Source organism: Sphingobacterium lactis, assembly GCF_011046555.1.
GTDB lineage: Bacteria > Bacteroidota > Bacteroidia > Sphingobacteriales > Sphingobacteriaceae > Sphingobacterium > Sphingobacterium lactis.
This window is the reverse complement of record NZ_CP049246.1, coordinates 2,930,172-2,942,051: the sequence shown is the minus strand read 5'-3', so window position 1 is coordinate 2,942,051 and position 11,880 is coordinate 2,930,172. Positions and strand designations below refer to the sequence as shown.

The following is an 11,880-nucleotide window of genomic DNA, read 5'->3' as shown; positions in this document are numbered from 1 at the left end:
GAGGCGCTCCTTTTTATTTCGTAATGTTGGATTTTTGCCGATCCCGTTTCTGCTTCCTGAAAAGCCAGGGGGCCATGGCATCCTTTAAGGACCAAATGTGAAGGCCGGCCAATCGGGCTTCGCGTTCTGCTTGGGCATAGGCTGGCGATTTATCAAATTGTGTATAGTGCCAAGCCAATCCCTGTTGCAGCAGTAAAAGGTTGATCTCTTGCTGGTCCAGGTACAGCTTGCCCAAAATACGTTGGTATCGATCTTTTCCCGTTACCTCAACCTTAACCTGCTTGTCATAACACAATTCACCTACATAATCTCGCGCCACCTGGTGGAAATCCTGGTGCCGCTCTGGGCAATCAATTCCATGCAGACGGATCTTGTGCTGTTGGTTCAGGCTGTCCAGTAAAGTAACGGTATCACCATCGGCAATACGCACAATCTTTCCCTGGAGAATCTGTTGCGCATGGACTATATCCATGCAACAAACCATACAGAACAGCAACAGGAGTAACTTTATTCTCATAGGCTGCAAAAGTAACAATTCAGGTTCGGATTTATTGTGCTTCATGAAATGACGCGTCCGTTATGTTAAAAGATGTTAATGTACTCGGTTGAATATAAGATAGGTATCAAGCTTGCGTTATAGTTGCAGAGAAAAGCAAAAGAGTAATAAGAGTATATAATTTCATAATTTAGGTTAATAATTGGTTTGGTAAAATCCTGAGGTTCCCCACCTCAGGATTTTTTATTTGGTGGAAATTTTACAACGTTCTGCTGCGGTTGATGCATCTCTCTCCCCAAATTTGTGCGCTTCTGAATTCTATTCCCTACATTAGTCTCAGGATTTTAAATACACTTGCTAATGCCGAAGAAAATATTGCTTATTGACGATGAAGAAAAACTTAGGTCCTTACTGGCGCGGATCATTCAATTGGAGTGGGAGGATATAGTGGTTGTTCAGGCCGGTACGTTGAAGTCGGGTTTTCAATTGCTGAAGCAATCGGAAATTGATGTCATCCTTTGTGACGTGAAATTGCCGGATGGCAATGGGGTGGATGCGGTTTTGACGATCAAGCAATTGGCACCGGAAGCCGAGGTCATCTTGATGACCGCCTATGGGCAGATAGCCGATGGGGTTCAGGCCATGAAGAATGGTGCCTTTGATTACATTACAAAAGGGGATGACAACAATAAGGTCTTGCCGCTATTGCATAAGGCCTTCGAGAAAGTTGCCATGGCAAAGAAACTGCAAAGACTGGAGGCTCAGGTTGGCAAGAAATACGCCTTTGATCAAGTCATTGGTAAGTCGAAAGGGATCTTGGAGGCTATCGGATTGGGACGGAAAGTGGCTATGACGGATGCAACGGTCCTGCTATTGGGCGAGACGGGTACAGGTAAGGAAGTTTTTGCCCAGGCGATCCATTTTGAAAGTCCACGCAAGGGCCAAGCATTTGTCGCATTGAACTGCTCTGCAGTAAGTAAGGACCTTTTGGAATCGGAGCTTTTCGGACATGTTACAGGTTCTTTTACCGGCGCAACACGTGATAAGAAAGGCTTATTTGAAGAGGCTGATAAAGGAACATTATTCCTGGATGAAATTGGCGAGATGCCCTTGGAATTGCAGGCCAAATTGCTGCGTGTGTTAGAAACCGGTGAATTTCTGAAAGTTGGTGAAACCAAACCAAAGAAAGTGGATGTCCGAATCATCGCGGCCACCAATCGAAATTTAGAAGAAGAAGCCGCTGCGGGAAATTTCCGCTCTGACCTCTATTATAGACTTTCCGTATTTACCATCACCTTACCATCCCTGAATGAACGTCCATCCGATATTCCTTTGTTGGTCGATCATTTCGTTGGCATACATGCCCAGAAATTAAACAGGAACATACCGCAAATTGCTCCAAGCTATGTGGCAGCATTGGAAAAGCATGCATGGAAGGGTAATGTTCGGGAGTTAAAGAATATTATTGAGCGTAGTTTAATTCTCATGGAAGGTGAGGTTCTGGATATCGATGCATTGCCCTATGAAATCGGACATCCCATGCCCGGTAGTGGAAAACCGGCTCAACTTACGCTTTCGGCAATGGAACTTAAGCATATCCAGCGCGTCTTGGCCCATACTAAGGGGAATAAAACGGAGGCTGCCAAGCTTTTGGGAATCGGACTGGCTACTTTGTATCGGAAGCTGGAAGATGATACTAACCATTGATTAGCCAAGAACATCCTTTCGAAATGATATTTACCCTCTCAAAATGAGAGGGTTTTTTATTGGATAAAATTTCATTTTTCATTTCATATTTCTGATTTACAGTGTTTTGCATGATTTGTTGAAGCTTTGGTTCATCCTTTGGCATGGTGGGGGAAATATGAATATCAACATGGAAAAAGTTAAATCACAGGGCTTGGCCCAATACATGGGTTTGCGGATCCGGAATTTGGCCCCGCAATTACGCACCTTTTATGGACAGGCAAATCCTACAGCCGTCATGCAGGTTGTTGTAACCTACCTGCGCGAACTGTGCCAACAAAAGAAGAAAAGAGCGATCACGCAGGTATTAAAAAGTGTGTCCGGAGCCTATGTTTCAGGTGACACATTCGTTCGGGAAAGTATCAACTACTTGTTTATGTATTCTTTTGAGCGTTTGGGCCATCACTGTTCACCTCGGCAGTGGCAAGGCATTATGGCTGCCCTTCCGTTGGGACTAAAAGAAATTTATTGCAAACATAACCTGCACTAATTATGGTACTGACAGCAATTTTAATTCTTGTGGGCATCATCTGTTTTGCCCTATTCTATAAAGCAGTGGACTTTTTTGATAAAATCTGAGATCATGGAAAATAAAATACTATCAACAGTGAAGGCGTGGCTTCCACATTGCATTTTGGAATGCCATCAGGATTCTGAATATAGCGTATTACAGGATGTTGCGGAATATTGCCTCACCCGGTTCGAAGGAGAAGTTGAAGAGCAACAGATGGCCAAAGAGGCCATGAACATCATCGGTATCTTGTATGGCGGTGGGTCGCTCCATGTACGGAATGCTATTGAAAATGAATTTCTGGAGCGTCTAGCCTGTTGCGAATCACCAGCAAGCCTTAGAAAACACTTGGCCTATTTTCCTAAAGAAATGCGCCAGGTGTACATGAAAACAATCTTAGAAAATTAATGATATGATCGCCTTATTTATCGTAGCGCTCGCAGTATTCGTCTATACACTGTACGTGCTGATTTATCCGGAAAAATTTTAATTCGATAACCATGAATTTTATACACACTGAACTTTGGGGTGTGCTGGGAATGTTTTTAATCACCATGCTCTGCGCCATTCCTTTGGGAAAATATATTGCCTTAGCCTTTTCGAATCAGTCGGGAAATGTACTGAACCGCATTTTTGATCCCGTGGAGAAAACAATACTACGTTTTTCGGGAATAGACGGCAGCAAGGAGATGACTTGGAAAGAACACTTGTATGCGCTTCTCACCATCAACATGTTGTGGTTTATTCTTGTCATGTTGGTGTTGATGTTCCAGGGAAATCTACCATTGAACCCGGATGGGAATCCGGGGATGTCAGCCGATCTTGCTTTCAACACTGCCATATCTTTTGTGGTGAATTGTAATCTACAACATTATTCGGGCGAAACTGGTGTCAGTTACCTGGGCCAGACGGTATTGATGTTCCTGCAATTTGTGAGTGCAGGGGTGGGGATTGCCGCAGCCATTGTGCTATTCAATGCCTTCAAGGACAAAAATAGCCATGCATTGGGGAATTTTTATGTGCTGTTTTTAAAATCCTGCACACGTATTCTCTTGCCTATTTCATTCTTGGTCGCACTTATCCTATTGTTTCAAGGTGTGCCCATGACGTACGAAGGAAAGGATCAAATTATCAATTTACAGGGGGATACGGTTGCCGTATCGAGAGGTCCTGTTGCTGCATTTGTTGCGATAAAACATGTAGGGACCAATGGGGGTGGCTTTTTCGGTGCCAATTCCAACCACCCATTGGAGAACCCAACCTATCTGACCAATATGGTGGAAATGATTGCCCAATTTGTGATTCCCGTTGCGATGGTCTTTGCCTTCGGTTACTATATCAAGAGGCGAAAATTGAGTCTTATGATTTTCGGTGTGATGACCTTCGGCTTTTTATGCTTGGCCATTCCAAATGTGGTGATGGAAAGTCAGGGGAGTCCTGCACTTGCTTCCATGGGCATCGATCAAACTTCGGGAGCAATGGAGGGAAAGGAAGTGCGGATCGGTGCGGCTGCGTCGGGATTTTGGTCCATTGTGACTACCGTGATTTCAACAGGATCCATTAATTCGATGCACGACAGTTCCATGCCTCTATCCGGTATGAACGAACTCTTGGCGATGATGATTAACGCCTTCTATGGAGGTAACGGTGTGGGGCTGTTAAACTTTTTCATCTTTATCATTCTCGCAGTATTTATTTCGGGATTGATGGTTGGCCGGACCCCTGAATTTTTGGGGAAGAAGGTTGAGGCACGTGAGATGAAGATTGCGATGTTGATCGCCTTATTGCATCCATTTTTAATTCTTACCGGTACAGCGATGGCTGCAGCATTTCCGAATATCGGTGCGCAGACGGCAAATGACCCAGGATTTCATGGTTTCTCTGAAATGCTGTATGAGTTTACCTCCGCGGCAGCAAATAACGGTAGCGGCTTTGAAGGTTTGGGGGACAATACGCCATGGTGGAACATCAGTACGGGTATTGTCCTATTGCTCGGTCGTTTCTTACCGATCATCGGCCCTATTGCCATTGCTGGGCTATTGGCGGAAAAACGCTATGTGCCGGAAAGTGCCGGAACACTACCCACGGATACCGGCAGCTTCGGCTTTATGGTATTCGCGGTCATTGCCATTGTCGCTGCTCTTGCATTTTTCCCTGCGCTGACCTTAGGTCCAATCGCAGAATATTTTTCCATTCAATAATTTAAAAAGACATGAAATCATCCAATACATTTTTTGATCCCGCCTTATTGACTGTATCGTTGAAACAGGCTTTCATAAAATTGAATCCGCGAGATATGGTACGTAATCCCGTGATGTTTTTGGTCGAGGTATGTACAGTGATTATGGCCATTGTTTGTGTTGCCGTGCTGTTCGGTGACCATTCTCAGGGTTCATTTACCTATAATTTTATAGTTTTCTTGGTACTTCTGGCGACACTGTTGTTTGCCAATTTTGCCGAGTCACTTGCTGAAGCTCGTGGTAAAGCGCAGGCCGACAGCTTGCGCAGAACGCGGGAAGAGACCCCAGCACGATTGCAGAATGGGCAATTGATTTCTTCCTCCGAACTGAAGAAAGATGATGTGTTCATCTGCTCGGCAGGAGAAATCATCCCTACGGATGGTGAGATCATCCGCGGTCTGGCCACTATTGATGAGAGTGCGATTACTGGTGAATCAGCCCCCGTTATTCGGGAGGCTGGGGGAGACCGCAGTTCTGTTACCGGAGGCACCAAAGTATTATCTGATGAAATTGAGGTCCTGGTCACTGCGAGTGCTGGTGAGAGTTTTCTGGATAAGATGATCGCGTTGGTGGAAGGCGCAAAGCGCCAAAAGACCCCCAATGAAATTGCACTGACCATCTTACTGGCGGGCTTTTCCTTGGTCTTTATCCTGGTGACCGTGACGCTTAAGCCATTTGCAGAATATGCACAGGTACAGATCAGCATTGCCGCATTTATCGCACTTTTCGTCTGCCTAATACCGACGACCATTGGCGGGTTGCTATCCGCAATTGGTATTGCAGGCATGGATCGTGCCCTGCGTGCGAATGTATTGACAAAGTCTGGCCGTGCGGTAGAAACCGCTGGTGATGTCGATGTGCTGCTGTTGGATAAAACCGGTACCATAACGATCGGGAATCGACGAGCTACACAATTCCATCCTGCAGCGGATGTAGAAGCTGCACATCTTATTCGTGCGGCAGCACTCAGCTCCATGCAGGATGAAACCCCTGAAGGGAAATCCATTATAGACCTGGCGGGATTGGACATGGCGAATTTTCACCAAGAAGGCATCCGTAGCATTAAGTTTACGGCAGAGACTAGGTGTTCGGGAATCGATATTGGAAATGACCGTATCCGGAAAGGAGCTACAGATGCCATACGGAAACTTGTTGAGTCTGCAGGCCATACCTTTCCCGTTGAAGTGGAGCAAATTGTTGCGGATATTTCGGGCAATGGAGGAACACCACTGGTTGTTTCTGAAAACGAAAAGGCTTTGGGCGTCGTGGAGTTGCAGGATATCGTTAAACCAGGCATCCATGAACGATTTGCCCGCTTGCGGAAGATGGGTATAAAGACTGTGATGGTAACGGGGGATAACCCCCTGACCGCAGGATATATTGCCAAGAAAGCCGGCGTTGATGACTTTATCGCAGAAGCTAAACCGGAGGACAAGATGAACTATATCCGGAAGGAACAACAATATGGTAAATTGGTCGCTATGATGGGTGATGGGACGAATGATGCCCCCGCCTTGGCGCAGGCTGATGTAGGAGTAGCGATGAATTCTGGTACTCAAGCTGCGAAGGAAGCTGGAAATATGGTTGATCTGGATAATGACCCTACCAAGCTGATCGAGGTGGTAGAAATCGGAAAACAATTGCTGATGACCCGAGGAACTTTGACAACCTTCAGCATTGCAAATGATGTGGCAAAATATTTTGCCATTATTCCAGCTCTCTTTATGTTGGTGATTCCTTCATTAGCGCCCTTGAATATTATGCAGTTGGGTAGTCCGCAATCGGCCATACTTTCTGCTGTTATTTTCAATGCTGTATTGATCCCGATGTTGATTCCTTTGGCTTTACGCGGTGTGGCCTATAAACCGATCGGAGCATCCGCTCTTTTGCGAAGAAATATCTTCATTTATGGTTTTGGTGGACTTATCGTGCCTTTTATCGGGATCAAACTCATTGATTTAGTCGTATCTCTATTTATTTAATGCAATCATGAAAACAAATCTTTTACCTGCCCTAAAACTTACATTTTTCAGTTTTGTGGTGTGTGCTATTTTATATCCATTTGCTGTTTGGGCAATTGCCCAATGGAGTCCAAATCAAGGCAAAGGTTTACTTATCGAAAGCAATGGCCGCGTATTTTACAAAAATATCGGTCAATCGTTTACGGAAGAAGGCTACTTTCAATCAAGGCCTTCAGCTGTAGATTATAATGCTGCCGGTTCCGGGGGAAGTAACTTAGCGGGCTCCAATCGGGAATACCTTCAAACGGTTCAGCAGCGTATTCAGACATTTCAGCAAGCAAATCCAACGGTCTCCAGGGCGGAATTGCCGGTTGAGCTGGTGACTGCTAGTGGCAGTGGTTTGGATCCAGATTTAACAGTACAAGGTGCTCGTGTGCAAGTTGCACGTATTGCCAAAGTTCGGGCTTTGGAAGCTGAAAAGGTCCAGGAATTGGTTACGTCTCATATTGAAAAGCCATTGTTGGGAATTTTTGGACCTGAAAAGGTCAATGTGCTGATGCTCAATCTAGCGCTGGATAAGCTGTCCGCAGAAAGGAGTAAAGCAGATGTCAATTAAAGGGATATTTATTCCGTTATTAAGCATTGGAATCCTGATGGCCAATGCACAAGAACATCAGAACAGTACCGCCAAAAACTTTGCTATAGGTGGTTATATTGAAACGTATTATTCCCAGGATTTCAATCAACCTGTAGATCATAAGAAAGTGGGTATACTCAATAGTCATCACCGCAGTAATGAGATCGCTGTGAATTTAGCGTTGCTGAAGGCCAGCTATCAATCCACCCATATCCGCAGTCATATCGCTATTGGCTTAGGAACCTATATGCAAGCAAATTATGCTGGAGAGGATGGCATTTGGAAAAATGTCTACGAAGCTAACCTTGGATTTAAACTGAGCAAGGACCATGCGTTGTGGTTGGATGCTGGTGTGTTGCCTTCACATATTGGTGCTGAAAGTGCGATCGGTTTGGATAACGTAAGTTTATCCCGCAGCCTTTCTGCCGAAAATTCACCCTATTTTGAAACTGGTGCGCGGCTTTCCTATGAAACCAAAAATAAAGAATGGTATTTCTCCGTTTTGGCGCTGAATGGTTGGCAGCGGATTGCCATGTCGGAATCGCAACGTGGGCTTTCCTTTGGACATCAAGTACAATACAAGCCAAGCACCAACATCCTGATCAATAGCAGTTCGTATGTAGGGAAAGAAGGGATCGATAGTTTGCGGATTTTCCATAATCTATATGTGCAGGGGCGCATTGGGGAAAAATGGAGTCTCTTGGCGAATTGGGATATAGGATTACAGGAACAGAGCATGACCAAAGAAAAATTGTATTGGTGGAATGCAGGTGTACAAGGTTCATATGCCATAACGCCAGGCTTGCGTATCCATGGTCGGGGCGAATATTTCAAGGATCGCGATGCTGTGGTCTTTGGATCAACATTTGGTAGTGGCAGTGCGCTGTGGGGGGCATCTCTGGGTTTGGATGTAACCATCTATGAGGGATTATGTTGGCGCACGGAGTATAGGCATCTTGAAGCAGATAAGGCCGGTTTTCCCTACAAAAGGCAAGATCTAAGAAAGACAGCCAATCACATCACCACGGCAATGGCGTGGCGATTTTAGGATATTTATATGGAAGGGCAACGTAAATCGGCGGAACATTTTCTGGAACTCATCAAGCAGTCCAGGCGTGGGAAATTCAAAATTTACCTAGGCATGTGTGCAGGCGTGGGCAAGACTTATCGCATGCTTCAGGAGGCACACAACCTATTACGGAACGGGATCAATGTGCAGATTGGTTATGTGGAAACACACGGTCGTGAAGATACTGCGGCTTTGGTGCAAGGTTTGCCCATTCTACCGCGAAAGCATATGTTTTATAAAGGCAATGGTTTGGAAGAATTGGATGTCGATTTGATCCTGAAAAATCATCCAGAGGTTGTCATTGTGGATGAATTGGCACATACCAATATTCCGGGTAGCAAAAACCAAAAGCGTTATCAGGATGTAATGGAATTGCTCGACGCCGGCATTACGGTCATTTCAGCGGTCAATATTCAACATTTGGAGGGCTTGCAGGCAGAAATAGGCGACATGCTATCTGCAGTTGTTCGCGAACGGATCCCCGATCGGATTCTTCAGGCGGCGGATGAAGTGGTATTTGTTGATATTGCAGTGGCGGATTTGCTGGATCGCTTGAAAGAAGGAAAAATCTATCGTGAGGAAAAGATCGAAATAGCCTTGCGTAATTTTTTCCAGGCGGATCAATTGCTGTTGCTAAGGGAATTGGCACTGAAAGAGGTTGCCGTCCATGCGATCATGAAACATGAACAGCGTAGGGGGAATGGCCCTAAACGAAAGCGGGAACGGTTTATGGTTTGTATCGGAACAGATGAGAAAAAAGCGAAGAACCTAATCCGAAAGACTGCCCGACTGGCCAGTTATTATCAAGCGTCATGGTTTGTGCTGTATGTGCAGACACCTAAAGAGGCGAGTGATAAAATCCCTTTGGATAAACAACGTTATTTAATTAATAATTTTAAATTGGCCACGGAATTGGGTGGTCAGGTAGTTCAAGTCAAAGGTCGGCGTGTTTCCGATCATATCGTTGACCAGGTTATCCGAATGGGTGTAACAACGTTATGTGTGGGTCGGCCTAAATGGCCATGGTTTAGGGTGTTATGGGTAATGGGTAATTTCAAGAGGTTGCTTCATAGATTGGAAAAAGTGCAGGTGGATTTAATCATATTGTCATGAAAATTAAGACTAAACTTTATATCGGTATCGGATTGTTGTTTCTAATGATCCTGATTTTGGGTGCTGTAAGCACATTGTATGTCAATTCGATGAAGAAGGATACCGAGAACGTGCTTTCCGCAAATTACAATTCCGTGGAATATGCGCGCAATATGTTACGGGCTTCCGATAAGCTAGCTTTTGGGCCACAAGCGCTTGCAGAGCTGCAACAGAACATGAAACGGCAAGAGGCCAATGTAACTGAGGGCGGTGAACGTGAGATTACGGATCGGTTGGCCAAAAGGCTCTTAGATTTATCTTCCTCACCCCAGGATAATCAGCTTGCGCAGGAATTCCGAACAGACTTAATCGAATTGATGACCGTCAATATGAATGCGATAGTCGCAAAGAGCGATCATGCGAAAGAAATGGCTTCCAATGCTTTTATATTGATTTCGGTGGTGGGTGCATTGTGTTTTTTGATTGGTTTTGTGCTTTTTGTCAATCTACCAAACCATATCGCGGATCCCATTCGAAAGTTGACGGCCAGTATCAAGGAAATCGCGCAGCAGAATTACAGTCAACGCGTCCACATTGAGGGGCAGAGTGAATTTGCCGAATTAGCAAGCTCTTTCAATAGCATGGCCGAGCGGCTACAGGAGTATGCCAACAGCAAGTTGGATCAAATTCTGGAAGAAAAGAAGCGTATTGAGACGCTCATCAACAGTATGCACGACCCTGTTATTGGGTTGGATCAGCAACGTCGGATAGTTTTTATCAACGATGAAGCACTTCAGGTTGCGGGGATGCAGCGGATAGATATTGCAGAAAAAGCCACAGCAACCCTATATAACAAAAATGAACTCCTTAACCAGGTTACCAATCCGAATGCAGATGCCAACTTCAAAATATATGGGGATCAGAAAGAGCAATATTATGAACGGGAAGTGATCCCGATGGACATCATACCTACGGGTGAACAAACTAAGCAACAGATCGGTGAACTGATTGTATTGAAGAATATCACCACGTTTAAGGAATTGGATGTTGCAAAAACCAATTTCATAGCGACAGTATCCCATGAGCTGAAAACGCCCATTGCATCCATCCAATTGAGTGCGGAATTGCTGAAGCATCCACGGATGGGGGAATTAAACCCCGACCAACAGCATATTCTGCAAGGCATAGAAGAGGATAGTGTCAGGTTATTGAAAATAACCAGCGAATTGCTGAATATGTCGCAAGTGGAAACGGGTAATATCATGCTGTTCGCGAAGCTTTCCAATCCTTGGCCAATTATTGACTATGCGGTGAAAACCACGCGCATGCAAGCGGAGCAGAAGCATATCCAGGTGCGGGTCGTTGTAGAAGAAAATTTACCCCAAGTGTTCGTGGATGAGGAGAAGACCGCATGGGTGATGACAAATTTTTTGTCAAATGCCATCCGCTATTCCACCGAGCATAGTGAAATTAAGGTTTCATTGAAAAAGGAGAACGATATGTTGGTTTTTGCTGTTCAGGATTTTGGAAAAGGCATCGATGCTTCCTACAAGGACCGCGTTTTCGACCGGTACTTCCAGATCCCTGGCAGTATGCGTACAGGGACAGGTTTAGGCTTGTCTATTTCAAAGGATTTTATCAATAATCAAAATGGAATAATCGGTGTGGACAGCGAATCAGGTTTGGGATCCACCTTTTTCTTCAAGCTGCCAATACCGAAGGTCTCCGAAGCCTAATCGACAATGTAGGTCTCAAAATGGGTCACATGTTCCTCAAATTCTAGAAGGAACTGTTTGTCCTCTTTGTAATACCTTGCTTTCTCGAAATGTTCACCAGCGAATTCCTTGATACTTTCCACATTTTCCCATTCCGTAATGGTCATAAAATGGCAGATGTCGTGATCGATACGGCGAAGGACTTTGGTGGAAAGATTTCCTTTAATGGCTTTATAATCCTTTATCCCAGTATCAAATAGATAATTCAGGTAGGTGTCCGCATCTTCCTTCCTGGTGATTCCGTGCCATATTCTAGTAATGATTTTCATAGCCTATCGGTTTTTGGGGTAATCGATATATTGTGTATACACGAATTTACTGAAAATAAGTGTTTTATACAATGCACCTGAACC

At 44.8% G+C, this 11,880-nt stretch carries 12 protein-coding genes; 10 read left to right on the top strand and 2 right to left on the bottom strand.

All coding sequences use genetic code 11. From position 1 onward, the window contains the following. Positions 1–13: 13 nt before the first annotated feature. Complete coding sequence (locus G6N79_RS12880) at positions 14–517, bottom strand: thermonuclease family protein (RefSeq protein ID WP_160003640.1); 504 nt, start codon at positions 515–517, stop codon at positions 14–16. A 339-nt stretch (positions 518–856) separates the two neighbouring features. Between G6N79_RS12880 and G6N79_RS12875 the strand changes: the two genes are divergently transcribed. The 10 genes from G6N79_RS12875 (at position 857) to G6N79_RS12830 (ending at position 11,488) form a co-directional block, all read left to right on the top strand. Next, on the top strand, positions 857–2,203 hold the full coding sequence (locus G6N79_RS12875; protein WP_103905350.1) for a sigma-54-dependent transcriptional regulator: 1,347 nt from the start codon (positions 857–859) through the stop codon (positions 2,201–2,203). A 169-nt stretch (positions 2,204–2,372) separates the two neighbouring features. Continuing rightward, positions 2,373–2,732: a DUF7674 family protein gene (locus G6N79_RS12870; RefSeq protein WP_146060573.1), complete on the top strand. Its 360-nt coding sequence runs from the start codon at positions 2,373–2,375 to the stop codon at positions 2,730–2,732. A 93-nt stretch (positions 2,733–2,825) separates the two neighbouring features. Next, on the top strand, positions 2,826–3,161 hold the full coding sequence (locus tag G6N79_RS12865) for a DUF7674 family protein (protein ID WP_103905352.1): 336 nt from the start codon (positions 2,826–2,828) through the stop codon (positions 3,159–3,161). 4 nt (positions 3,162–3,165) lie between these two features. Further along, a complete protein-coding gene (locus G6N79_RS17760) occupies positions 3,166–3,243 on the top strand; it encodes a potassium-transporting ATPase subunit F (RefSeq protein ID WP_103905389.1) in 78 nt (25 codons plus the stop codon). 19 nt (positions 3,244–3,262) lie between these two features. Beyond that, a complete protein-coding gene (kdpA, locus tag G6N79_RS12855; protein ID WP_103905390.1) occupies positions 3,263–4,954 on the top strand; it encodes a potassium-transporting ATPase subunit KdpA in 1,692 nt (563 codons plus the stop codon). Between the two features lie 11 nt (positions 4,955–4,965). After that, positions 4,966–6,975 (top strand): potassium-transporting ATPase subunit KdpB, encoded by a 2,010-nt coding sequence (gene kdpB, locus G6N79_RS12850; protein WP_103905353.1) that lies wholly within the window; start codon positions 4,966–4,968, stop codon positions 6,973–6,975. Between the two features lie 7 nt (positions 6,976–6,982). Next, positions 6,983–7,570 carry a potassium-transporting ATPase subunit KdpC gene (gene kdpC, locus G6N79_RS12845; protein WP_103905354.1) on the top strand — a complete coding sequence of 196 codons (588 nt, stop codon included), beginning with the start codon at positions 6,983–6,985 and terminating at the stop codon, positions 7,568–7,570. Then, a complete protein-coding gene (locus G6N79_RS12840) occupies positions 7,560–8,639 on the top strand; it encodes a porin (protein WP_103905355.1) in 1,080 nt (359 codons plus the stop codon). Before kdpC ends, G6N79_RS12840 begins: the two co-directional genes overlap by 11 nt. 9 nt (positions 8,640–8,648) lie before the next feature. After that, on the top strand, positions 8,649–9,773 hold the full coding sequence (locus G6N79_RS12835) for a histidine kinase (RefSeq protein WP_103905356.1): 1,125 nt from the start codon (positions 8,649–8,651) through the stop codon (positions 9,771–9,773). Continuing rightward, positions 9,770–11,488: a HAMP domain-containing sensor histidine kinase gene (locus tag G6N79_RS12830; RefSeq protein ID WP_103905357.1), complete on the top strand. Its 1,719-nt coding sequence runs from the start codon at positions 9,770–9,772 to the stop codon at positions 11,486–11,488. The genes G6N79_RS12835 and G6N79_RS12830 overlap by 4 nt, the downstream gene beginning before the upstream one ends. Here the strand turns inward: G6N79_RS12830 and G6N79_RS12825 are convergent. Then, positions 11,485–11,796 (bottom strand): hypothetical protein, encoded by a 312-nt coding sequence (locus G6N79_RS12825; RefSeq protein ID WP_200818758.1) that lies wholly within the window; start codon positions 11,794–11,796, stop codon positions 11,485–11,487. The two genes, G6N79_RS12830 and G6N79_RS12825, sit on opposite strands and share 4 nt — an antisense overlap. Positions 11,797–11,880 lie beyond the last annotated feature (84 nt).